We start from the raw sequence: 23,627 nt of genomic DNA, 5'->3' as shown, positions 1-23,627 counted from the left end.
AAAGGCGCAACGGCGGATGCGATGGAGGCTTACGTCTGAGTGAATCACGCAGGTACGAACGATGGACAGGCGTACATTTCTGATGACCGGCGCGTGGCTCTCTACGACAGGTTCTGCCTGGCCGTGGATGGCTCGCGCCGCTAGCGCGCCCACCACAGTCGCGGTATTGGATGCCAGCCTCGTGGACGCGAGAGCGTTCTCAGTCGATGCGGGCCGCGGCGCGATGCCGGTTTTCGAAACCGGCGACGACATCGGCATGCTCTGGTACACGACACTTGCACCGCGGCTCGCTGCGACGCCAGGTTTGCTGGTCGGCGTCACGCGCGCATCCGATCATTTCGTGCTTCAACAACTTGCGTTGCGTTCGGGTCGGTTGGTCGAACACTCCCGTCATCAGTACGCGGGAGGCAGCGCCGCGATTGCATTCCTGATGGGCCCGCGCGAAAGCTGAAGCGGTGGTGCCGGTGGTAGCACCGCCGTTATCGCTCAGAACTTATAGGCCGGGTTTTTCGGATCGAACGTCGCATCGTCGAAAGTCTTCGGCGTAATGCTCTCGAAGACGATCTTCTCGAAGATCTTCCCGTCGTTCGCGTAGGACTCGGCCGTGCGGAAATACGGATGCCGCAAATCGAGCCCGAGCGTTTCTTTCTTCGCATAGAACTGCGGCTGACCGATCGGCGTTTCGTATGTGAAGGTAACGACCCGTACCCCTTCGATAGTTTGCATACCGATCTGTGTAGAGCGCGGCACGCCTGCCTCGACGTATTTTTTCCCTTCATCCAGATACTGGCCGGCGATGTATTCGGTGCCGAGATCGCGCACCTGGTGGTTCGATTGCGAGCGAGCCAATGCGCCTGTCGTCGAAGTCCACAACGGCATCACGCCCAGTATGCCGCCCAGGTGCCCATACATTTCATCGGCCCGTTTGGACTCGTCGTAGATGATCTCCTGGCCTGCATGCGCGCCATCCGGCAACCATTTCGCGTAGATTCGCAGCGGGTCGTGAGCGATGCGCACCAGCATGTGATCGGGCTTGTCGGGCCACTCGCCCTTGAGACGCTCCCAGCGCAGCATCGTGAATTCGTACGATGGGTAGCCGTTCGGCCCGTCCTTGATTAAACGCGGCAGCGTGAGCGGATCGAGCGACTGGAACAACGACGTGAGTTGCGCATCGTCGAGCTTTTCCAGTTCGCCGCTTTCCTGCGCCTGCCGCAACCAGTGCACCTGTTGGTCGAGGGTCAGCTTGCCGGCCTGCGATGGCGGCGTGGAGGGCGCCTGCGCGGTGCTGGCTGCGCCGGCGTCCGCCGAGGCCGCCGCGCTGGCGGGTTGCGGGGCCGATTGCGCGAATGCCGCAGCAGGCGCCAAACCCAGCGCCGCGCCGGCGAGCAACGAGGAGGCCAGTGCGCGCCGCAGCAGGTGCGCGGTGCGCCTGAGCGCCGCTGCTGATGCGGCCGGAGCAGGCTTGAGCGATGGATGCAAGCGACACCCATCGTCAAGGGGGGGAAGGTAATCCAGACGGTGATCCAGGCTGCACGAGCGGCAGTGCTTCATTCATCTCCCTCCAGATCCAGTGTTGGCGGAATCGCGCTCGGTCATGCCGTTCGAGGCGTGCTTTCTCTCAGGCACGCTTTTCTTTCGCGAGTTCCTCGTCGCGTAGCGCCCGCCGCAAGATTTTGCCGACATTGGTCTGCGGGAGTTCGCTGCGGAACTCGACGGCCTTCGGCACCTTGTAGCCGGTCAGATTCTTGCGGCAGTGCTCGATGACCTTCTCAGCGGTCAGCGCGGGATTGCGCGAAACGATGAACACCTTGACGCGTTCTCCCTGCGCGGGGTCGGGAATACCGATAGCCGCCACTTCGCGTACATCGGGGTGCATGGCGATCACATCCTCGATTTCGTTCGGATAGACGTTGAAGCCGGAGACGAGAATCATGTCTTTCTTGCGGTCGATCAGGCGCATGAAACCGCGTGAATCCATCACACCGATATCGCCGGTAGCGAGCCAGCCATCTTCGTCGAAGACCTTGGCGGTTTCGTCGGGCCGGTTCCAGTAGCCTTTCATCACCTGCGGGCCCTTGACGCACAGTTCACCCGCTTCGCCGATATTGGCCCAGGCGCCGTCGTCTTTCTTGAAGCGCACCTGGGTGGAGGGCGCCGGCAGGCCGATCGAGCCTTCGCAATCGCGCAGGTTCTTCAGGTCCACCGGGTTCATCGAGACGATCGGCGAGCATTCGGTGAGGCCATAGCCTTCGATGATCGGCTTGCCTGTCACCGCCTTGAAGCGCTCGGCGACAGCCTTTTGCGTCGCCATGCCGCCGGCCATGGCGAGTTTCAGGTTCGAGAAGTCGCGCTTTCTGAACTCCTCGTTTTCGAGGAACGCGCTGTAGAGCGTATTGACGGCGGTGATGCCGGTGAATTTCTCGTGACGGATGATCATCATCACGCGTTTGGTGTCGCGCGGATTGGCGATCAGGATGTTGCGCCCGCCGAGCCCCATGAAGATCATCGCATTCACGGTCAGCGAATAGATGTGATAAAGCGGCAGCGGGGTGAGCACGGTCTCGATCTCGCCGCTCAATTGCCCCTGCGACCAGACCTTCGCCTGCAGCAGGTTGGCGATGATGTTCTGATGCGTGAGCATTGCCCCCTTGGCGACGCCGGTCGTGCCGCCCGTGTATTGCAGGAATGCCAGATCGCCCTGCGTGAGACGCACTGGCGTCAGTGGTTTTGTATAACCGATGGCGAGCACGTCGAGCAGACGCACCGCCTTTGGCAGGTGATACTTCGGCACCATCTTTTTCACGTGCCGCAGCATGAAATTGAGTAGCCGTCCCTTGAGATTCAGGCCGTCGGCGAGCAGGTCGCCGAGACCGGTGACCACCACGTTCTGCACGCGTGTGCCAGGCAGCGCCTGTTCGACGGTCTTCGCGAAGTTCTCGAACACGATGATGGTCTGCGCGCCGCTGTCTTTCAGCTGATGCGCCAGTTCACGCACCGTGTAGAGCGGATTGACGTTGACCACCACCGCACCAGCCTTCAGGATGCCGAACAATGCGACCGGATACTGGAAGGTGTTGGGAAGCATGATGGCGACCCGTTCGCCCGGTTTGACGCCGATGTCCTGCAGCCATGCGGCGAAAGCCGTGGCCTTGCGCGCCAGTTCTCCATAGGTCAGATTGGCGCCGACACTCACATACGCAACCCGTTCGCGGAACTGCGTGGTGCATTCGTCGAAGAACTGCACGATCGATTCGTACTGCCGCACGTCGATTTCGTGTGGCACATCCGCTGGGTACGACGCATACCAGATGCCGTCGGTATTCGGTGCGCGCGGTGCCGGTTTGGCATCGAGAGGCGCGGTAGGCGCCGACTGGATAGGTTGGTTCATCTTTTGTCTCCTGAAGCGAAACGCTTCGTCTGTGTCCGTTATGTATGCCTATGGCTGGCTATGTACGGTGAAAATGCATGGCGGGAGCTAGCGTTCGAGAATCGCAACAACGCCCTGGCCGCCCGCTGCGCAAATCGAAATGAGACCGCGCGCTGTGCCAGCCGGTTTGTCGAGCTGTGCAAGCATCTTCGCGAGGCCGGCGACAATTCGTCCACCGGTTGCGGCGAATGGATGACCGGTGGCGAGAGAGCTGCCATTGACGTTCAGTTTCGCACGGTCGATCGCACCGAGCGTTCCGGATAAGCCCAGTTGTGTGCGGCAGTACTCATCATCCTGCCACGCTGTGAGCGTGCATAGCACCTGGGCCGCAAAAGCTTCGTGAATCTCGTACAGGTCGAAGTCCTGCAGGCTGAGTCCGGCGCGGGCCAGCATGCGTGGCACGGCGTAGGCGGGCGCCATCAGCAGGCCCTCTTTTTTGTCGAAGTAGTCGACCGCAGCGGTCTCCGACCAGCTCAGATAGGCGAGCACCGGCAGGCCGTGTTCTGCAGCCCACGCTTCGCTGGCGAGCAGCACCGCGGAGGCGCCGTCGGTGAGCGGCGTCGAATTGCCGGCGGTCAGCGTGCCGGCATCGCGGTCGAACACGGGTTTCAGGCCGGCCAGTTTTTCCAGCGTCAGATCGGCGCGCAGGTTGTTATCGCGCGCGAGGCCTTTGTAGGGCGTCATCAGATCGTTGAGAAAGCCACGTGTGTAGGCGTCGGCGAGCTTGCGATGGCTCTCGTAGGCCAGTTCGTCCTGCGCCTCGCGCGCAATGCTCCAGCGCTTGGCCATCAGCTCGCAGTGCTCGCCCATCGAGAGGCCGGTGCGCGGTTCGCCATTGCGCGGCAGGAGCGGTTTGAAGAACATGCCGGGCCTTAGTTTGGTCAGCGCGCCGACCCGTTGGCCAGGCGTCTTGCCGCGATTCGCTTCGAGCAGGATCTTGCGCATCCGCTCGTTGACGCCGATCGGCGCGTCCGAGGTGGTGTCGACGCCGCCTGCAATGCCCACTTCGATCTGTCCCAACGCGATCTTGTTGGCAACGAGGATGGCGGCTTCCAGGCCGGTGCCGCAGGCCTGTTGCACGTCGTAGGCTGGGGTTTCTTTCGCGAGGGTTGTTGAGAGGACCGACTCGCGCGTGAGGTTGAAGTCGCGCGAATGCTTGATGACCGCGCCCGCTGCCACTTCGCCGAGGCGCTCGCCGTGCAGGTTAAAGCGGTCAACCAGCCCTTGCAGGGTGAAGGTCAGCATGTCCTGGTTCGAGGCGCTCGCGTAGGCGGTGTTCGAACGCGCAAACGGAATCCGGTTGCCGCCGATGATGGCGACGCGTCGCACAGCGGGAAGCGGGTGGGACATGCGTGACTCCTTGCAGGGTGAAGCGGGTTGATTGGGTTGAGCGGTGGCCACGACTGCTGCGTGGATGGGCCGTTTGCAGCTTTGCGGGTATGGCGCACCGCGAGCTCAAAAGGGCGAACGATGGGTCATGACGGTGGCCGGTTCATAGAGATGTCCATTGAAAGCGGCCGCGCAAATGCGGTTTGTCACCAGCCGCGTCGCGCACTTCCAGTTCGCGTGTGCTGGGCGAGGGTGAGCTGGTCCATAACGAGGCGTCGCCGGGCAGCAGCATCGGCAGCTTGAATTCCGCGCTGATGACCGCTTCGGCGAGCGGCTTGGGCGGCTGCAGTGCGGCGGCGCTGCGCGCGAGCGTCCACATGCCGTGTGCGATGGCGCGTGGGAAACCAAATGCCTTGGCCGTCAGCGTGGTCAGATGAATCGGGTTGTAGTCGCCGGACGCATGTGCGTAGTCCCGCCCGAGTTGCGCAGGAAGCTGCCAGCGTGCCACTCGGTGCAACGTGTCGCGTTCGATCTCGAGTGCGGCCAGGGGATCGCCCATTGGGGCGGCACCGCGCTTCAGATAGACGCTGTCGCCGTCCCACACCGCTTCGCCGCGCCGGTACAGGCGCGTATGCAGTACGAACGCCTGACCCTTGTCGTGACGCAGCAAGGCACCGAATTCGACCTCAACCCGCAACGCCTCGTTGTACGCGAGCGGTCTGCGCAGCCGCACGTGATTGGCGAGATGCACGAGCCCGAGCGCGGGCCATGGGAAGGCCGGATCGGTCAGCATCAGCAGATGCAGCGGGAAGGCGAGCAGATGCGGGAAGGTCAAGGGCACGCCGTGCTCGGGGATAAAACCGCAGACCCGCGCATAGCGTTCGATCGCTGCCGGCTCGAGCGGCGCCGCCGGACGCACGAGCCGCAGCGCCGGCAACTGGGAGGGGCGGCCGCGTTTGATCAGGCCGGACAGCGCGCGTGCATACAGCTTCGCCGGCGCGGGTAACGCCTCGATGACCACCGTCTTCGGACGCACCGCGCCGTAAGCCTGGCCGATGCCGGAGGGCTCGTGCATGCTCATGCTCCGATCAAGCTTTGACCGCAGACGCGCACCACCTGGCCGGTGACGCCTGCCGATCCAGGATGCGCGAGCCACGCAATAGTCTGGGCCACGTCCACAGGTTGGCCGCCCTGACTCATCGAATTCATCCGGCGTCCGGCTTCGCGGATGGCCAGCGGAATTTTTGCGGTCATCTGCGTTTCGATGAAACCGGGGGCCACGGCGTTGATCGTGATGTTTCGTTTGCCTAACGGGATAGCCATGCTTTGCACGCGGCCGATCACGCCCGCTTTCGAGGTTGCGTAATTGGTCTGACCCATGTTGCCGGCGATGCCGCTGATCGACGACACGCACACGATGCGGCCGCCGTCGCGCAGCGTCCCGGCCGCGAGCAGGGCGTCGTCGAGGCGTTCCTGCGCGGACAGATTGATGTCGATCACGCTGTGCCACGCGGCTTCTGTCATGCGGGCGATGGTTTTGTCCTTCGTGATGCCGGCGTTGTGCACGACGATGTCGACACCGAGTTCATCGAGCGCCGCGGCGATCTGCGCGGGTGTCTCGGCGGCGGCGATATCGAAGGCGAGGGCGGTACCGCCGAGTGGCCGGATGGTGGCGTCGAGCGCGTCTTTGGCCGAGGGGATATCGATGCCGATGACGTGCGCGCCTTCGGCTGACAGGGCACTGGCGATCGCCGCGCCGATTCCGCGTGCCGCACCGGTTACGATCGCGCGTTTGCCGGCGAGAGGTTGAGCCCAGTCGAACGTGGTTGCGTGAGAGGTGCCGTTCGCAGCAACGCGCACCACCTGACCCGAAACATACGCCGAGCGTGGCGACAGAAAAAAGCGCAGCGTCGCCTCGGCCTCATGTTCAGCGCCTTCTGCAACGTAGACCAGATTCGCCGTGACGCCGCGCCGCGCCTCCTTGCCGAGCGAACGCGTGAGTCCTTCGAGCGCACGTTGCGCGGTCCATTGCCGCGAGCTCGCGCACGCTTCGGGCGGTCGCCCAAGCACAACGATGCGGCCGCATTTGCCGAGCGAGCGCAGCGTGTCGTGGAAGAACGCGAACAGCGTATCGAGCTGGCCGCTGTCTTCGATACCGCTCGCGTCGAAAATCAGCGCGGCAACCCGTCCATGCGGTCCGGCTTCGGCGGGCTCGAAGCGGCCCGTCATCAGACCATGACGCGCCGCGAGCGATACCCACAATCCGGCGCTTTGGTGCGCGACGCTGGTGAAACCGGTGCGCGCGATCACACCCGCCAGTGCATTGAGCAGACGCGGCTCGCGCCCCGCGCCGATCGCCACGAGTCCATCGAACTCAGGCTGGTCCGCGCGATAGCGGCGCAATACCTCGGGCTTCGGCAAGCCGATCGAGCGCGCGAGGCGCGCGCCGAACGGCGAGTTCACGAAGTTCAGGTAGGTGTCGTTCATCTTCTGTTGCTCCGCTGGCCAGTCGGGGTTGCTTTCGTATGCCTGGGTTTCAGGTTTGGATTACGTGATGCATCAGTGTGCACGGCGCAACGCTCAGGCTGCAAGCTGCATCGCTTTTTCCAGTGCCTCCTTGCGCCGCTGCAGCGCTTCGAGCATGCCGAAGTCCGGTTCGAAGTCGTCCACCTTGATGACCTCGGCGCCATAGCGGGCATAGTCGTCGAGCACTCGCCGCTCGTCGGTGTCGAGCAGACCCTGCTGTTGGGCATTGGCGGTCCACTCCGCGAGATGGGCGAGGCTTTGCGGCATCGGCGCGAGCAGGCCCTGCTTGACCGCATCGCGCAGCTTGCGATCGATGGCGTCGATACTCGGACTCAGCGCGAACAGCAGTTCGCCGTACCCGAGCGGGTCGACGTCAGGATGCGGCACATAGGAGTCGGATACCAGCCGTTCACGCGCTGCGCCCGGCGTTTGCATCAGCTCGGCGATTGCCGTTCCGAGCGTGTCGGAAGGCGCACGATGTGGCAGGCCGAACGGAAACGCCAGCAGACGCACGAGACCCGCGGCGAGACGGTTCGGATAGTTAACCAGCACGCCGTCGATAGCCTCCTGCGCCTGATGCAATGCATCCTCGACGCCCCAGCGCACGAGCGGCAGGTCGCTTTCCTGACGGCCTTCGTCCTCAAAGCGCTTGAGTGTCGCCGAGATCAGATAGAGCTGCGACAGCACGTCGCCCAGCCGGCCGGAAATCCGCTCGCGCCGCTTCAGATCGCCGCCCAGCACGAACATCGATACGTCGGCGAGCAGCGCGAACACCGTGGAGATACGCGTGGCTGCGCGATAGTAGGGGACCAGCGGCGCATACGCACGCTGCGGTCTCCTGATGAATGCGCCGGCCGTGATGCCATAGATGAAGCTGCGCACGACGTTCGACAGCGTAAAGCTGACATGCCCGAAGAACGCTTCATCGAATTCGCGCAGCGCTTTGCCGCGGTCTGCTTCGCGCGTCGCAGCCATTTCCTTGAGCACATACGGGTGGCAGCGGATGGCGCCCTGGCCGAAGATGATCAGGCAGCGCGTGAGAATGTTCGCCCCTTCGACGGTGATCGACACCGGCACCTGCTGGTAGGCACGCGCGAGAAAGTTCGACGGTCCCATGCAGATGCCCTTGCCGGCGGTGACGTCCATGCCGTCGTTGATGACCTTGCGGGCGCGCTCGGTGACGTGATACTTCGCGATCGCCGAGATCACCGAAGGTTTTTCGCCGAGATCGACTGCGTGCGCGGAGAGTCGCCGTGCCGCGTCCATGACGTACAGGTTGCCGCCCATGCGGCCGAGCGCTTCCTGTACTCCTTCGAACTTGCCGACCGCGGTGCGGAACTGGCGGCGCACGGCGGCGTAGGCACCGGTACCGCGCACGGCGATCTTCGCCATGCCGACATTCGATGACGGCAGCGAGATCGCGCGGCCCGCGGCGAGGCATTCCATCAGCATGCGCCAGCCGTTGCCGACCTGATCGCGTCCGCCGATCACCCAGTCGATCGGTATGAAGACGTCCTTGCCCGAGTTCGGACCGTTCTGGAACACGGCGTTGAGCGGCCAGTGACGGCGGCCGATGTTGACGCCAGGATGACTGGTCGGAATCAGCGCGCAGGTGATGCCGGGTTCATCAGTAGAACCGAGCAGATGATCGGGATCGAGCGCACGGAACGCGAGGCCCAGCACGGTCGCAATCGGTCCGAGCGTGATGTAGCGCTTGTCCCAGGTGACGCGAAAGCCGAGCGTCTCGCGACCTTCAAAGGTGCCCTTGCAGACGATGCCCACATCGGGAATTGCCGCGGCATCCGAACCCGCGTAAGGACTCGTCAACGCGAAGCAGGGGATTTCGATGCCGCGCGCGAGACGCGGCAGGTAGTGGTTCTTCTGCTCTTCCGTGCCGTAGTGCATCAGCAGTTCGGCCGGCCCGAGCGAGTTCGGCACCATCACCGAAACGGCGGCGGCCGAGCAACGCGTGGCAAGCTTCATGATGACCTGCGAATGCGCGTAAGCGGAGAACTGCTTGCCGCCGTACTGCTTCGGAATGATCATGCCGAGGAAGCCGCGCTCCTTGATGTATTGCCAGGTTTGCGGCGACAGGTCTTGCCAGACAGCGGTGGTTTCCCAGTCGTTGGCGAGATCGCACAGATGCTGGCATTCGACGTCGAGAAACGACTGCTCTTCAGCGGTGAGTTTCGCGGGGCCGTGCCCAAGCAGGGTGTCCCAATGCGGGCGTCCGGAGAAGAGTGCAGCGTCCCACCAGACCGTCCCTGCTTCGATGGCATCGCGCTCGGTCGGCGACATCTCCGGCAGGATCTTGCGAAAGATCTCGAGCACCGGCTTCGAGATCCAGGCACGCCGCAACGGCTTGAGCGTGAGAACAAGCGCGGGCAGCACGAACACGATGGCGAGGATAGCCGTAGCAACCGGCCCCGCCGCGCCGCTCAGATGCGCGGCGGCGACCCATACGATCAGGAAGGCAAGCCACCACGAGGCGCGGGCCTGCACATAGACGAGTGCCGCAGCGGCGAGAACCAGCACTAAGAAGAACCATGACATGGCGTTTCCTCCTGATTTGATGGTGCGCGCGGACGCGTCCGCAGGATGCGGAAGGTTCGCATTGTTTGTTTGACAGCACATGCGGTGCCAGGTGCACCGCGGCGCCGGTGGGAGACAGGGCGGTCACATCCGGGCCGGCCCGGACGTGACCTGCTCAGGCTGCGCCGTGCGCGACGTGCCGCAATGAACCGCTCAGGCCGCCACTCAGTCCACCGCCCAGGCGTTCCGGTTCACGTGACAGCGCCTCGGGTTCGGTGGCGCCCAGCGCAGCCGCTGCGTTGCAGCCGCTGCCACTGTCCTGACCGTCGCCCGTACCGTCGGTGGCATCGCCCAGTACGGCCGCGAAGGCGGCCAGCTGGGTCGCATCGGGTAGCGGCGCCTTGAGCGCGGCGACCATCAGCGAGGCGAGGCGCGCGATCAGTTGCAGATCGTTCATCGACTTGCCTTGCGAGAACTCCGTGATCAGGCTGTCGGTATCGGTGCCCGCCAGTACGCCGGAGAGCGCGCCGATCGCAAAGTGCAGGCGCCAGCCGAGTTCGTCGCGCGGCAGATGCGGCAGCGCGCGCTGGAACGCTGCAAAGAAACGCTCCGCCACCAGGGCGTAGTGTCCATTCAGAAAGTCGCGAATGAACGACGACGGATCGGTGTACGCGCGTCCGAGCAGACGCAGGAACGCCTTACCGCCCACCCGCGGATCGCGCGACAGCCGCAACGCCGGAATGAACATCGCGCCCAGCACGTGCTCGCAGGTAAGCCGGGGACCGAGCATGCCGTCGAAACGCTCGAGCAGCTTGACCCGTTCCTGGTTGAGGCGGTCGAGGCGACGCGAGAGCATCGCGTGAATCAGCGCTTCCTTGCTGCCGAAGTGATAGTTGACCGCTGCGAGATTGACCTCGGCGCGCGAGGTAATCTGACGCAGCGACATGGCCTCGTAACCGCATTCAATGAACAGCGTTTCTGCGGCATCGAGGATGCGAGACTTCGTGTCGCCGGTGTGCCGGCCTGTCGTACGAACTGCCATGTTGCGTCTCCCAATTACCGGTTGCCCGGCCGCAAACAAGCGATTCAAATGCGCATTTGAAACGCGCGTTTTTTTCAGGATAAGAAGGTTATGGATCATCGGGCAAGGGCTCTCTATGGACGGACTCCTCTAAAAAAGCACCGCTGCGGTGCATCAAATGCTTCGGACACCGCACGGTTGCTGTTCCGGTTGCCGAATAAAAAAGGCCGTTCCGATAGCAATCGGAACGGCCTCGCGGGTACTGCCTGGCGTGGCGGCCTGGGGCCGCCTATAAGTGTGTTTCGCGTCTTTCGGTGCTGCTGATACTAAACCGCTGCAACCTCTTTGGCAGATTGTGTCATATCTATGCCTCGACGTTCACGACTAAACGGAATAAGTACCGCAATTGCCACGGCGACGATACCGATCACCACGGCCATGACGAGCGCATAGTTGTTGCCGTGTTTCTCGGCGAGGCCTGCCTGCAGCGGCGCGTTGACCGAAGCGAGCAGGTTGCCGAGCTGGTACACGAGGCCCGGGAAGGTGGCGCGGATTTCATCCGGCGAGATTTCGTTCAGGTGGACCGGGATCACACCCCAGGCGCCTTGCACCGAAATCTGCATCAGGAACGCGCCGACCGCCAGTAGCACCGGCGTGGTCGAGAACGCCCACAGCGGCAGAACCGGCAGTGCGATCAGTGCTGCGATAAAGATCGCGCGCTTGCGGCCGATTTTCTCGGAGAAGAAGCCGAAGAAGAGGCCCCCGCAGATCGCGCCGATATTCAGCACGATGGAGATCAGCGAGACCGTATGCGCATCGAAATGATGCTGTTCGCGCAGGAAGGTTGGGTACAGATCCTGTGAGCCGTGCGAGAAGAAATTGAACGCGGTCATCAGGATGATCGAGTAGATCGACAGCGTGACGTTCTTCTTCAGCGTTGCAAGCAGCCCTGGCCTTGCGCGCTTTTCCAGCGTTTTGAACGCCGGCGACTCAGGCACGTGCGCGCGCACATAAAGCACCAGCAGTGCAGGCAGCACGCCGACCATGAACATGCCGCGCCAGCCGATGTATTGATACAGCACGCCGAACACGACCGAGGCGAGCAGATAGCCGCTGGGATAACCGGCCTGCAGCAGACCGGAGACGATGCCGCGCGATTTGGCCGGCACGGTTTCCATGGTCAGTGCGCCGCCCACGCCCCATTCGCCGCCCATGGCGATACCGAACAGCGCGCGCAGCACGAGCAGTGTGGTGAGGTTGGGGGAGAAGCCGGACAGCAGTTCAAGCAACGAATAGCACGCGATGTTGACCATCAGCGTGGGGCGGCGGCCGAATTTATCGGCGAGCCAGCCAAAGATGAGTGCGCCGACTGGGCGCATCATGAGACTCAACGTGATGCCAAAGGCTACGGTTTTGACGTCCGTACCGAATTCGCTCGCGATATCTTTCAGGATGAACACCATCAGAAAGAAATCGAATGCATCGAGCGTCCACCCGAGATAGGCGGCGATAGTGACGTTTTTCTGTTCCCGAGTCCAACTCATGTGTTTTTTCTCCAAGTCTCCGAACAACCCGTGCCTTACGGCGGATCGCAAGGCGACCCGCGCGCCCCGTGCAGCGGGCTCGCAGGGAGTGTACGCCGACGGTTAAGCGTCTGCATGCTTGAAATGCGGTTTCTCAGTAGATGTCCCTAATGTCTGCACGTCCCCGAGCGCGTGCTGGCTATAGATATATTCATAAAATGAATCAATAAATTATAAAAATAAATTTGCCTCATGCTGTGGTGCGGCATACGATGACGGCATCCGAAAATAGCTCCTATCATTGCTCTCACCATGTCCACCAGACCGATCCCCTCCGAGCCTGCGGCTGATCACCGAAGCCCGTTCGCCGTGCTTGTCAGCGTGACCTTGCTCACCGGCGTCGGCGCAGGTCTCGGCGGCATGTCGCTGGCGCTGTTGCTGCACTGGATCCAGCACGTTGCGTTTGGCTACAGCCTCGAGCACGTCATCAGCAACGAGAGCTTCCTGAGCGGCGTGAGCGGCGCGGCGCCCGAACGGCGAGTGCTGGTGATGGTCGTCTGCGGCCTTGTCGCCGGTCTCGGCTGGTGGGCGCTGTATCGCTACGGGCGTCCGCTCGTCAGCATCAAGAAGGCGGTCAAATCGGAAGATCCGCGTATGCCTGTCGTCAGCACGGTGATTCATGCCGTGCTGCAGATCGTGACGGTCGCGCTGGGCTCGCCGCTTGGCCGCGAGGTGGCGCCACGCGAGATCGGCTCGGTGTGGGCCGGCTGGCTGTCGCATCGCGCGGGGCTGACGGTTGCCGAAAGCCGCATCATGGTGGCGTGCGGGGCCGGGGCGGGGCTGGCTGCCGTCTATAACGTACCGTTAGGCGGCGCGGTGTTCGTGCTCGAAGTGTTGCTGGGCACGTTCGGCTGGGCCGCGTTGGTGCCGGCGTTGGCGACGTCTTCGATTGCCGCCGTGGTCGCCTGGATCGGTCTGGGCGATGAGCATCAGTATTCGGTTCCGCAGCTGCTGCTGAGCACGCCTCTGGTCGTCTGGTCGGCGCTGTGCGGTCCCATTTTCGGGCTGGCGGCGTGGGGCTTCACGCAACTGACCACCCGCGCCCGCGCTCATGCGCCGAAGGACTGGCGACTGCCGGTTCTGGCGCTCATCAACTTTGCCATCATCGGTGTGCTGGCCATTGAGTTTCCGCAATTGCTCGGCAATGGCAAGGGCCCGGCGGGTCTGTCGTTCAATAGCGAGCTGACCATCGGGCTGGCGGCCGTACTGCTGGTTCTGAAGGTTGCTATAACAGCCGGCAGTCTGCGTGCCGGTGCCGAAGGCGGTCTGCTGACGCCGGGGCTCGCGAACGGCGCATTGCTCGCGATCGTGCTTGGCGGGATATGGAACATGATCTGGCCGGGCACGTCTTCGGGGGCTTTTGCGATTGTCGGCGCGGGGGCGTTTCTGGCCGCATCGATGCAGATGCCGTTGACGGCGGTCGTGCTGATTCTCGAGTTCACTCGTGTGAGCCATGACTTTCTTGTTCCCATCCTGCTCGCGGTGGCTGGCTCCGTGTCGACCTTCAAGCTGCTGGCGACCGTATGGGCGGCGCGCAACGTGCCGGCCGCGGCGTCGGCGAAGCCGGCGGGCGCGGTGATGGCGAGGTCGGCGGGCGAGGGCTAAGGGGGTAGATACCGCCCAGCTCATATTGGTGCATCTTCGGCTTGCATGGGTTTAATTCTATGGTGACTCGCTAGCCGTCTTCGTATGAATGCCTGGGCAGGTCTTTCAATCATCGCGAAAGCATATTTTGAAGACACCAGGGTTACGGCAATAAACCCGAGAAAGAACCAGACGCTCCAATAGGGCACAGCCACGCCAGTTTCGCGACAGACCAGCATAATGCATAGCTGGATAGGGAAGTGAAGCAGATAGCTGGAATATGTCATATTCCCCGCTGTTTCAATAGCGCCGCGAATCCTCGCCGGAGGATTGAAATATTCCGACATAAAATATACGCAGGATAGGGTTGCCGCCATCAGGAAAAATTTTGGCTGAATTTCAAGTTCGGGTCTGCTGTTAAGGAAATGCCAACCGGCTATCATTGCAATGACCACAAAAAAAGAAGCTCCCGCCGCCGTTCGGTGTCTCCGCATAAACGGACCCGCCATCGTCAGCACCCCGCCGGCATAGAACAGGGCCAGGCACTGAAGTACTGGGCTTGACACGCCGAAGCCCATTGCAACGGCAGTTGCAACCACCACCATTCCAGAGAGAAAGATGTTATTTAAAAAAATTCGCAAAAATGCATAGAATATAAAATATATCAAGATTTCCACTGAAATCGACCAGATCGGACCGTTAAATCCAACTGGAGCCGTACCGATCCAGCTGCTCGCCATGAAGATCTGGAGAAAGAATTCCCTAAAATTATTGTTCTGATAAACAAAATAAACGCCGCTTTTCCGGAAGTAAGCGTACTGCAGAAGCGCTACAGCCAGAAGGGTGACGAAGTGGAGAGGATAAAGGCGGGATAGTCTGTAGACAAAGAAATTCCATCCTGAAATCGATCCCGTTGCTATCGCCTCACCGTATTTCCAGAAGAAAATATAGCCGCTTATGCACCAGAATATCTGGACCCCAAGGTATCCATATCGATATATCGGGAGCAATAAAGAATAGAGCGGTTGGGTCGACGGCGAAAATTCAACGGGCTCGCTGCCAAGATATGAAAAGTGTTTGTAATGCCAGACAAGAATCGCGAGTGCAGATACAAATCGTATGCATTCGAGACCTAATATTTTGCTCCGTGATTTTTCGCCTTCGGTGTTGCTTTCAGAGAGGATGCTGGCGGGTTGGGTGGCCGTCATGCTGTCGATCCTTTGGAGCGGAGAAGAATGCCTGCGGGTTGACCGCGGGATGGCAATTGCATCTACTGCACGACCAAAGTCGCCATCGTTGTGATGGACAAAACGGCTTTGCAACTGATCCTAACCAGCCGCTAACACGTGAACTGTTGGTTGGCGCACAGTCAGCCGTGTACGGCGCCCTGTAGGCGGGCTTTAGCTCCCCGTTCTTTGCAGCTGCCCGGATTCTTCACGCCACCGCAACCTGTCCGCCCCGACGGCTCCAGCGAAGTGGCAAGCGCGCTCCATATCCGAAGCTTGTGTTTGTTCAGCTCTATTCGATGTTCATAAAATACGAACGAGAAAAAGAAAACGATTGAACATCGGCTGTGGGGCCATTTCGATTAAAGTTCGGCCATTTCAACCCGATATACATAGGACAAGTAGATAGAGACCACATCTGCCGGGGGACAAAAAGCATGTTGAAAAACCTGTCGATTCGCGCCAGCCTTAACCTTATGATCGCGTTGTTCGGGATCCTGCTGGCGGTAGGGGCTGCGGTCGGGCTTTTATCAATGCGTGATGGCAATGAATCCTTGCGCCAGATGTACACCGTCGATACGCCTGCCGTGGCTGACCTCGAGGGCGATTCCGTCAAGTTGCTGAACGCACGGCTCGCGCTTGCGACCTACGCGTCGCTTGCCGAACTGAAGGATCAGGCTGGCCAGGACGCCGTGCTGGGCCGCTTAAGTACCTACCTGCAGGCCTCCAACGATTACCTGTCGCACTATTTGAGCCATGCAGGCCATGGCGATGAGGAGCAGGCCCTCGTCAAGGACATGCAGGACAAGCGTGCCGCGTTCCTGCATCAGGGCCTGGAGCCAGCTCTCGCCGCGATCAAATCCGGCGACACGCAAGCCTTCGTGCAACTTCAGGCGCACGTCATGCCAAAACTGTTCAACGTGTATTCGACGGCGATGGCGGCGCTCATCAATGCGCAACTCGATCGCGGTGCGCGTCGCTACCAGGATGCGGAAAACCGCTTCCACATGGTCAGCGTGACGGTCGCCGCCGGTCTCGTAGCCGCACTGCTGCTCGCCTTGGGCGGCCGCATGATGCTGATGCGCGCGATCGTCGATCCGGTCAACGCGGCGATCGGGTATTTCAACCGTATCGCCGAGGGCGACCTGACGGGCCGGATCGTCGCGACGGGCGCCAACGAGATGAGCAAGCTCACGGCCGCGTTGCAGAAGATGCAGGATTCGCTGCGTGCAGCGATCACCTCCGTGCGGGGTGGCACCGAATCGATCAATGTTGGGGTGAACGAAATTGCCGCGGGCAACGCCGACCTGTCGCAACGCACGGAAGAGCAGGCAGCATCGCTCGAGCAAACGGCTGCGAGCATCGAAGAACTGACCTCGACGGTCAAACAGACCGCGGAGAACGCCAGGCAGGCGAGCCAGCTCGCGCAGAGCGCATCCGGGCTGGCCGTGAAAGGCGGTGAGCTGACGCAGCAGGTGGTGGGCACGATGCAGAACATCGTCGGTGATTCGCACAAGATCGCCGACATCGTCGGGGTGATCGAAGGCATCGCCTTTCAGACCAATATTCTGGCGTTGAACGCAGCGGTGGAAGCCGCCCGCGCGGGCGAGCAGGGACGTGGCTTCGCGGTGGTCGCGAGCGAGGTGCGTGCGCTCGCGCAGCGCAGCGCCGGCGCCGCCAAGGAGATCAAAGGATTGATCGCCGAGTCGACCTCCCGGGTGCAGTCGGGCTCCGAGCTGGTCGACCAGTCAGGCACGACGATTACCGAGATCGTCCAGTCGATCGCACGCGTGAGTTCGATCATGAACGAGATCGCGGCGGCTTCAGCCGAGCAGAGCGTGGGCATCGATCAGGTCAACCTGGCCGTCGCGCAGATGGACGAGGTGACCCAGCAGAACGCGGCATTGGTCGAAGAAGCGTCGGCCGCTGCGCAATCGATGGCTGGACAGGCTCGCACACTCAGCGACGCAGTAGCGGTGTTCAGGGTCGCCGAGACGGGCACTTCGACGGTGTCGCGAGCCGTGGCTCCGCACATTGCCTCGCAAAGCGCATCACGCCGGCCTGCGGTGGCCGTTCGCACGCCGCCAGCCCGTACAACGAAGGCAAAGCCGTCACCTGCCGCCGCCGCAGACAGGCCGACGGCCATCGTGGCGGATACCAGTGCTGCGGACTGGGAGAAATTCTGAGTCCGGATTTCGCGGGACTTTGAAATTCCCGCGCGTAAGTCACCGCCACCGCCTGCCGCATGGAGCCGCCCGATCCTCGTCGCGGCGGCATTCCCCTTTGCGCATCATGGCGACCGCAATAGCGCGGTGCACGCTCATCGCTTTGCTCTTATTCTCACGGGTACGCGCAGGGTTTACGTGATACCGCAGCGTCAGTTTATTCGCCTAATATATTCAAAATATTGAATTCAAAATGCAACGGATAACGATCATGTAGTCAGGGACAACGCGGTGTACCCAGGAGACGGTAAGCATGCGTATTTACCAGTTCATCAATAAGGTGCCGGGCGGGCTAATGGTGGTTCCGCTGTTTATCGGCATGCTGATCAATACATTCTGTCCGAACGCTTTAAAAATCGGCGGCTTTACCCAGGCGCTGACTAATCAGGGATATCCAACTGTCCTTGCGATGTATCTGTTCACGGTCGGCACCAAGATGACCTTGCGAGCGGCCCCCGGCATGCTCAAACGCGGTTTCGGCATTCTGCTTTCGAAGGTGGGTATCGCGGTTCTGATTGCACTCGCCATCTCGCATTTCTTTCACGGTAATTTTCTGGGACTCAGCACGCTCGCGGTGCTGGCCGCCATGAACGACACCAATGGCGGTATGTTCCTCGCGCTGACAAGCACCTTTGGCAGCAAGGAAGATTCCGGCACGTATGTCGCGCAAAGCATCGAGACGGGTCCGTTCGTGACGATGATCGTCCTTGTCGGCGCCGGCCTCGCCAATATCCCGTGGCTGACCATGCTATCGGTTATCGCGCCGATTTTCGCCGGCGCGATTCTTGGTAATCTCGACAGCGAACTGCGTGATTTCTTTGGCAGGCATGAACCGCTGATCGTGCCGTTCATGGCCTTCACGCTTGGACAGGGGATCAATCTCAAAGCGGTATTTACGGCAGGTGTGCCAGGCATCGTGCTGGGCGTGGCCGTCTTTGTCGTGACCGGCATCGTCTGCATCTTCGCGGACCGTTTGCTGGGCGGCTCCGGCGTGGCGGGCGCCGCCGCGTCGAGCACGGCAGGCAATGCAACCGGCACGCCGCAGGCGATCGCGCTGGCGGACCACTCCTATGCGGCGATCGCGCCGGCTGCAACCATCCAGGTGGCGGCATCGGTGATCGTGACGGCCGTGCTTACGCCGATTCTGACTGCCTGGGTATTCCGGAAACAACAAAAGAAACAGCTGCAGCCGGACGCACAGATCGATCGCGAGAACCGCGAATCGCAAGCCGACGAAGATCACTATCCGCCGCCAATCGGTGCAAATGAGTGAGCAGGCGATGCGCCGTGTCTTGCACCGGCGCTTTGAGCTTTGAGTCCATGACATCCGCTCATGGACGCCATGACAAACTTTCGATTGGCCGCTGATATCGGCTCGGGCTAAATTCCTCCGCACACCCCGGATGCACGGAAGCGTTCATCCGGACCCGATCCCCGAGGAGGACCCATGCGAAGCGCCAGCGCGCCCCGTTCGAAGCTACCCGACGTCGGCACCACGATCTTTACCGTGATCGGCCAGCTCGCGTCCGAGCACGACGCGCTCAACCTGTCACAGGGCGCACCGAACTTCGCGCCGGATCCGGCGCTTGTCGAAGGCGTGGCGCGTGCGATGCGCAACGGACACAACCAGTACGCGCCGATGGCCGGCATCGGGGCGCTGCGCGAAGCGCTCGCCGACAAGACCGAGCGCCTGTACGGCGCGCGCTACGATCCGCAGACCGAAGTCACCGTGATCGCGAGTGCGAGCGAGGGGCTGTATGCCGCGATCAGCGCGCTCGTGCATCATGGCGACGAGGTGATCTACTTCGAGCCGTCGTTCGACAGCTACGCGCCGATCGTGCGGATGCAGGGCGCGACGCCGGTCGCCATCAAGCTCGCGGCGCCGGACTTCCGCGTCGACTGGGACGCGGTCGCCGCCGCGATCACGCCGCGCACGCGGATGATCATCGTCAACACGCCGCACAACCCGACCGCGACCGTGTTCTCGGCCCATGACATCGAGCAGCTCGCGAGGCTCACGCGGCAGACCGACATCGTGATCCTGTCCGACGAGGTCTACGAGCACATCGTGTTCGACGGTGTGCGCCACGAGAGCATGGCGCGGCATCGCGAGCTCGCGGAGCGCAGCGTTATCGTGTCGTCGTTCGGCAAGTCGTTTCACGTGACCGGCTGGCGCGTCGGCTACTGCTTCGCGCCTGCCGCATTGATGGACGAGATCCGCAAGATCCATCAGTTCATGGTGTTCTCGGCTGACACGCCGATGCAGTTCGCGTTCGTTGAGCACCTCGCACAGGCCGACAGCTATCTGGGGTTGTCCGCGTTTTATCAGGCAAAGCGCGACCTGCTTGCGCGCGAGCTCGCGGGTTCGCGCTTCGAGCTGTTACCGAGCGAAGGCTCGTTCTTCATGCTCGCGCGCTTCCGGCATTTCTCCGACGAGCGCGATAGCGATTTCGTGTTGCGCCTGATCCGCGACGCGCGCGTTGCGACGATTCCGCTGTCCGCGTTCTACACGGATGGCACCGACCCCGGCGTGATCCGGCTCAGCTTTTCGAAGGACGACGCGACGCTGATTGAAGGCGCGCGCCGTCTGAGCAATATCTGAGGCCGTCGACGTACGGCAGCCACCCGCCCGACTATTCACGATTCCAATAGAAGGACATCACGATGAAGCACCTGAAAATCTGGCTTGCGCTCGCCTGCGCGTTCGGTTCCTGTGCGGCGCTCGCCGATGCGCAGACGCTGCGCTTCGGCCTCGAGGCGCAATATCCGCCGTTCGAATCGAAGGCGCCGAACGGTGAGTTGCAAGGGATGGACATCGATGTCGGCAATGCAGTGTGCAAGGCCACGAAAATGACGTGCGCGTGGTCCGAGACGTCGTTCGACGGCCTGATTCCGGCGCTGAACGGCCGCAAGTTCGACGCGATCAATTCGGCGATGAATGCGACCGACAAGCGGCGCGAGGCGATTGACTTCACGACACCGATCTACCGCGTGCCCACCGAACTGATCGCGCGCACCGGCAGCGGTTTGGTGACGACGACGGAATCGCTGAAAGGCAAGCGCATCGGCGTGCTGCAGGGTTCGATCCAGGAGACGTTCATGAAAGTGCACTGGGAACCGGCCGGCGTCATCGTGGTGCCGTACCAGGATCAGAACCAGGTGTTCGCGGATCTGACGTCGGGCCGCCTCGACGGCACACTGCTGCTCGCGCCGGCGGGCCAGCCGTTCCTGCAGCGTCCGGACGGCAAGGACTTCTCGTTCGTCGGGCAACCGGTGCACGACGACAAGATCCTCGGCAGCGGGATCGCGTTCGGCGTGCGCAAGGGCGACGACGCGCTGAAGGCGAAGCTGAACGAGGCGATCGCGAAACTCAAGGCGGACGGCAGCGTGAAGTCGCTCGGCGCGAAATACTTCGGCGATATCGACATCTCGACAAAGTAACGCCGGACGACGATGCGATGCCAGACAATCAGATCGACGCCGCGCTGACCGCTGAGTTAGGCGCGGACGTCGTCACGCGGTCCGAAGACATCGAGCCGCGTTTTTTCACCGCGTACAACGAAGCGCCGGGCGTCAGACCGCGAGCGCTCATCCGGCCGATGTGCGTCGACGACGTGTCGCGTGCGCTCGCGCTCTGCACACGGCTCGGGCAACCGGTGGTCCCACAGGGCGGCATGACCGGACTCGCGCGCGGCGGCGTCGCGCTGGGCGGCGAGGTCGTGCTATCGATGGAGCGCTTCGCGGGCATCGAGTCGCTCGACGCGGCTGCAGCGACGATCACGGTACGCGCCGGCACGCCGCTGCAGATCGTGCAGGAAGCGGCCGAGGCGGCGGGTTTCACGTTCGGCGTCGATCTCGGCGCGCGCGGCTCGTGCCAGATTGGCGGGATGCTCGCGACCAACGCGGGTGGCACGCGCGCGATCCGCTACGGGCTGATGCGCGAGCAGGTGCTCGGGCTCGAAGCGGTGCTCGCCGACGGCACGATCGTGTCGTCAATGAACCGGATGCTGAAGAACAATGCCGGCTACGATCTGAAGCAGTTTTTCATTGGCAGCGAGGGCACCCTCGGCGTGATCACGCGTGCGGTACTGCGGCTGCATCCGAAGCTCGCCGCGAGCGCGACTGCGTTGGGCCGCGTCGCCGATTATGAAGCGCTGCTGCGGCTGTGGGACCGCGTGCGTGCGCGCCCCGATGTCGTCAGCTTCGAAGCGATGTGGCCGTCGTTCTACGCGCATGTGGCTGCGAACACATCCGGTGTCGTCGCGCCGTTCGCGGCCGACGGCAATTTCGTGGTGCTGATCGAATTCGCGACGAGCGCACCGGATGGCGACGCCGCGGCCGGCCTGGAGGCGTGTCTTGCCGATGCCTTCGACGCGGGGCTGATTGACGACGCGGCGCTCGCGACGTCGGAGCGGCAGGCGCGCGATATGTGGGCGCTGCGCGAGAGCCACGCGATCGATGAGTTGCCGCATCTGGCGGGCTTCGACGTGAGTCTGCCGACGGGTGAGCTCGGCGCGTTCGCCTCGCGTTGCGAGGCCGAACTGCGACGGCGATGGCCGGACATCACGTGCCTGTTCTTCGGGCATGTCGGCGACGGCAACGTGCATGTCGGCGTATCGCTGCGCGAGATGGACGGCGCGACGGTGGACGCGCTCGATCACTGCGTCTACGCGGTCGTGCAGGCGATGGGCGGATCGATCTCGGCGGAGCACGGCATCGGTGCGCTGAAGCGCCCGTATCTTGGCTGCACGCGCAGCGATACGGAAATCGCGCTGATGCACCGCGTCAAGGCGGCGCTCGATCCGCTCGGCATTCTGAATCCCGGCAAGGTGCTGTGACGGGAGGGCGGGGCAGAATCCCCGCTCAGTGGCTGTGCCGTTCGGCAACAGGCGAGGGTGGCTGCTTCGACTGCCGGCTCAGCATCACGGTGACGACGGCCGACACCGCCAACGTCGCACCCACCACATACAAGCCTGCTGCATAGCCGCCCGTTACGTTCTTGAGCCATCCGATCGCGAACGGGCCGACGAAGCCGCCCAGGTTCCCCACCGAATTGATCATCGCAATCCCCGCAGCCGCGCCGGCGCCTGACAGGAACATGCTGGGCATCGCCCACAGCGGTGCCTTGGCTGCACTGATGCCGATGTTCACGATTACGAGCGCCAGGATGATCATCAGCGCTGTAGTCGCGCTACCGGCAAAGATGAATCCGAGGCATGCCAGGATACATGGGATGACAACGTGCCACGTGCGCTCTTCCGTGCGGTCCGAATGCTTCGCCCACCAGATCATCGCAATGACCGCGAGAATGCTCGGCAGGCCTGCCAGCAGGCCCGTTTCGAACGATCCGAAGCCATACTGGCGAATAATCAGCGGTGCCCACAGTCCAAGCGTATAAAGTCCTGCCGACGTGCCGAAGTAGATCAGCGCCAGCGCCAGAACCCGTGGGTCGCGCAAGGCGGTGAGTGCACCGGCGGTGTGGCCGGCATGTGACTGCTTCGCTGCTGCTTCCGTCGTCAGTTTTGCGATCAGCCATTCGCGCTCTTCCGGCTGCAGCCACTCCGCTTTCGCCGGTGTATCCGTGAGGTACTTCAGCACGCAGAAGCCCAGGATGATTGCCGGCACCGCTTCGAGAATGTAGAGCATCTGCCAGTCGGCAAGTCCGGCGAGCGGAGGCAGTTTCATGATCGCGCCGGAAATCGGCGAGCCGATCGCGGTGGAGATCGGCGCCGCGGCCATGAACCATGCTGCAGCGACCGCGCGTTGACGCAATGGGAACCACAGACTGAGATACAGAATGATGCCGGGAAAGAAGCCCGCTTCGGCGACGCCCAGCAGGAAGCGCAGCGCGTAGAAGCTGTTCGGGCCGATCACGAATGCGGAGGCCGCCGACACGATCCCCCATGACACCATCACGCGGGCAATCCAGCGGCGCGCGCCGACCTTGTGAAGAATCAGGTTCGACGGCACTTCGCACAGAAAATAGCCGATGAAAAACAGTCCACCGCCGAGACCGAACGCCGTCGGCGACAGACCGATAGCCTTGTTCATCGACAGCGCCGCAAACCCCACGTTGACGCGATCCAGAAAACTCACGAAATACAGCAGCATCACGAACGGGATAATGCGCAGCATGAGCTTGCGCGAAACCCGGCTTTCGAGTTCGGAAATCAT

Annotated in this window: 17 protein-coding genes; 7 read left to right on the top strand and 10 right to left on the bottom strand. The window is 62.3% G+C overall.

Going from position 1 to position 23,627, the window contains the following annotated elements; translation table 11 throughout:
- Window positions 1–61: 61 nt before the first annotated feature.
- Window positions 62–451 carry a hypothetical protein gene (locus BUS06_RS14835; protein ID WP_074264949.1) on the top strand — a complete coding sequence of 130 codons (390 nt, stop codon included), beginning with the start codon at window positions 62–64 and terminating at the stop codon, window positions 449–451.
- Window positions 452–486: 35 nt separating this feature from the next.
- On the opposite strand, the gene BUS06_RS14830 is transcribed toward BUS06_RS14835, so the two are convergent.
- From BUS06_RS14830 to BUS06_RS14795, 8 genes are all read right to left on the bottom strand, one after another.
- Window positions 487–1,479, bottom strand: coding sequence for a DUF1571 domain-containing protein (locus BUS06_RS14830; RefSeq protein WP_074264948.1), 993 nt, complete (start codon window positions 1,477–1,479; stop codon window positions 487–489).
- Between the two features lie 139 nt (window positions 1,480–1,618).
- A complete protein-coding gene (locus tag BUS06_RS14825; protein ID WP_074264947.1) occupies window positions 1,619–3,388 on the bottom strand; it encodes an AMP-binding protein in 1,770 nt (589 codons plus the stop codon).
- A gap of 87 nt (window positions 3,389–3,475) precedes the next feature.
- Window positions 3,476–4,777: an acetyl-CoA C-acetyltransferase gene (locus tag BUS06_RS14820; protein ID WP_074264946.1), complete on the bottom strand. Its 1,302-nt coding sequence runs from the start codon at window positions 4,775–4,777 to the stop codon at window positions 3,476–3,478.
- Window positions 4,778–4,919: 142 nt separating this feature from the next.
- The gene (locus BUS06_RS14815) at window positions 4,920–5,837 is read right to left on the bottom strand and encodes a MaoC/PaaZ C-terminal domain-containing protein (RefSeq protein WP_074264945.1); all 918 of its coding nucleotides are present in this window, start codon (window positions 5,835–5,837) and stop codon (window positions 4,920–4,922) included.
- Window positions 5,834–7,243 carry a 3-oxoacyl-ACP reductase gene (locus BUS06_RS14810; protein ID WP_074264944.1) on the bottom strand — a complete coding sequence of 470 codons (1,410 nt, stop codon included), beginning with the start codon at window positions 7,241–7,243 and terminating at the stop codon, window positions 5,834–5,836. Before BUS06_RS14810 ends, BUS06_RS14815 begins: the two co-directional genes overlap by 4 nt.
- 93 nt (window positions 7,244–7,336) lie before the next feature.
- Window positions 7,337–9,835, bottom strand: a complete 2,499-nt coding sequence (locus BUS06_RS14805) for an acyl-CoA dehydrogenase (protein WP_074264943.1) — start codon at window positions 9,833–9,835, stop codon at window positions 7,337–7,339.
- A gap of 154 nt (window positions 9,836–9,989) precedes the next feature.
- Entirely contained in the window at window positions 9,990–10,856 is an 867-nt protein-coding gene (locus BUS06_RS14800) for a TetR/AcrR family transcriptional regulator (protein WP_074266101.1), read from the bottom strand.
- Between the two features lie 305 nt (window positions 10,857–11,161).
- A complete protein-coding gene (locus BUS06_RS14795; protein ID WP_074264942.1) occupies window positions 11,162–12,379 on the bottom strand; it encodes an MFS transporter in 1,218 nt (405 codons plus the stop codon).
- Between the two features lie 291 nt (window positions 12,380–12,670).
- Between BUS06_RS14795 and BUS06_RS14790 the strand changes: the two genes are divergently transcribed.
- Window positions 12,671–14,023, top strand: coding sequence for a chloride channel protein (locus BUS06_RS14790; protein WP_074264941.1), 1,353 nt, complete (start codon window positions 12,671–12,673; stop codon window positions 14,021–14,023).
- 20 nt (window positions 14,024–14,043) lie between these two features.
- On the opposite strand, the gene BUS06_RS14785 is transcribed toward BUS06_RS14790, so the two are convergent.
- A complete protein-coding gene (locus BUS06_RS14785; protein WP_083611429.1) occupies window positions 14,044–15,210 on the bottom strand; it encodes an acyltransferase family protein in 1,167 nt (388 codons plus the stop codon).
- A 455-nt stretch (window positions 15,211–15,665) separates the two neighbouring features.
- Here BUS06_RS14785 and BUS06_RS14780 point away from each other — a divergent pair, with 455 nt between their 5' ends.
- From BUS06_RS14780 to BUS06_RS14760, 5 genes are all read left to right on the top strand, one after another.
- On the top strand, window positions 15,666–17,414 hold the full coding sequence (locus BUS06_RS14780; RefSeq protein WP_083611428.1) for a methyl-accepting chemotaxis protein: 1,749 nt from the start codon (window positions 15,666–15,668) through the stop codon (window positions 17,412–17,414).
- Window positions 17,415–17,706: 292 nt separating this feature from the next.
- The gene (locus BUS06_RS14775) at window positions 17,707–18,726 is read left to right on the top strand and encodes a 2-keto-3-deoxygluconate permease (RefSeq protein WP_083611427.1); all 1,020 of its coding nucleotides are present in this window, start codon (window positions 17,707–17,709) and stop codon (window positions 18,724–18,726) included.
- Between the two features lie 174 nt (window positions 18,727–18,900).
- On the top strand, window positions 18,901–20,055 hold the full coding sequence (locus BUS06_RS14770; protein WP_074264940.1) for a pyridoxal phosphate-dependent aminotransferase: 1,155 nt from the start codon (window positions 18,901–18,903) through the stop codon (window positions 20,053–20,055).
- Window positions 20,056–20,117: 62 nt separating this feature from the next.
- The gene (locus tag BUS06_RS14765; protein WP_074264939.1) at window positions 20,118–20,894 is read left to right on the top strand and encodes a transporter substrate-binding domain-containing protein; all 777 of its coding nucleotides are present in this window, start codon (window positions 20,118–20,120) and stop codon (window positions 20,892–20,894) included.
- A gap of 17 nt (window positions 20,895–20,911) precedes the next feature.
- On the top strand, window positions 20,912–22,291 hold the full coding sequence (locus tag BUS06_RS14760; protein ID WP_074264938.1) for an FAD-binding oxidoreductase: 1,380 nt from the start codon (window positions 20,912–20,914) through the stop codon (window positions 22,289–22,291).
- A 25-nt stretch (window positions 22,292–22,316) separates the two neighbouring features.
- Here BUS06_RS14760 and BUS06_RS14755 read toward each other — a convergent pair whose 3' ends face one another.
- The gene (locus BUS06_RS14755; RefSeq protein WP_074264937.1) at window positions 22,317–23,627 is read right to left on the bottom strand and encodes an MFS transporter; all 1,311 of its coding nucleotides are present in this window, start codon (window positions 23,625–23,627) and stop codon (window positions 22,317–22,319) included.

Source organism: Paraburkholderia phenazinium (assembly GCF_900141745.1).
GTDB lineage: Bacteria > Pseudomonadota > Gammaproteobacteria > Burkholderiales > Burkholderiaceae > Paraburkholderia > Paraburkholderia phenazinium_B.
This window is presented reverse-complemented; position numbering and strand designations above follow the sequence as displayed.

Bases quoted from the DNA above. Each gene is read 5' to 3' on its own strand.
- BUS06_RS14835 (WP_074264949.1), top strand. From the start codon at position 62: ATGGACAGGCGTACATTTCTGATGACCGGCGCGTGGCTCTCTACGACA.
- BUS06_RS14825 (WP_074264947.1), bottom strand. From the start codon at position 3,388: ATGAACCAACCTATCCAGTCGGCGCCTACCGCGCCTCTCGATGCCAAA.
- BUS06_RS14820 (WP_074264946.1), bottom strand. From the start codon at position 4,777: ATGTCCCACCCGCTTCCCGCTGTGCGACGCGTCGCCATCATCGGCGGC.
- BUS06_RS14815 (WP_074264945.1), bottom strand. From the start codon at position 5,837: ATGAGCATGCACGAGCCCTCCGGCATCGGCCAGGCTTACGGCGCGGTG.
- BUS06_RS14810 (WP_074264944.1), bottom strand. From the start codon at position 7,243: ATGAACGACACCTACCTGAACTTCGTGAACTCGCCGTTCGGCGCGCGC.
- BUS06_RS14805 (WP_074264943.1), bottom strand. From the start codon at position 9,835: ATGTCATGGTTCTTCTTAGTGCTGGTTCTCGCCGCTGCGGCACTCGTC.
- BUS06_RS14800 (WP_074266101.1), bottom strand. From the start codon at position 10,856: ATGGCAGTTCGTACGACAGGCCGGCACACCGGCGACACGAAGTCTCGC.
- BUS06_RS14795 (WP_074264942.1), bottom strand. From the start codon at position 12,379: ATGAGTTGGACTCGGGAACAGAAAAACGTCACTATCGCCGCCTATCTC.
- BUS06_RS14790 (WP_074264941.1), top strand. From the start codon at position 12,671: ATGTCCACCAGACCGATCCCCTCCGAGCCTGCGGCTGATCACCGAAGC.
- BUS06_RS14785 (WP_083611429.1), bottom strand. From the start codon at position 15,210: ATGACGGCCACCCAACCCGCCAGCATCCTCTCTGAAAGCAACACCGAA.
- BUS06_RS14780 (WP_083611428.1), top strand. From the start codon at position 15,666: ATGTTGAAAAACCTGTCGATTCGCGCCAGCCTTAACCTTATGATCGCG.
- BUS06_RS14775 (WP_083611427.1), top strand. From the start codon at position 17,707: ATGCGTATTTACCAGTTCATCAATAAGGTGCCGGGCGGGCTAATGGTG.
- BUS06_RS14770 (WP_074264940.1), top strand. From the start codon at position 18,901: ATGCGAAGCGCCAGCGCGCCCCGTTCGAAGCTACCCGACGTCGGCACC.
- BUS06_RS14765 (WP_074264939.1), top strand. From the start codon at position 20,118: ATGAAGCACCTGAAAATCTGGCTTGCGCTCGCCTGCGCGTTCGGTTCC.
- BUS06_RS14760 (WP_074264938.1), top strand. From the start codon at position 20,912: ATGCCAGACAATCAGATCGACGCCGCGCTGACCGCTGAGTTAGGCGCG.
- BUS06_RS14755 (WP_074264937.1), bottom strand. From the start codon at position 23,627: ATGATTTCCGAACTCGAAAGCCGGGTTTCGCGCAAGCTCATGCTGCGC.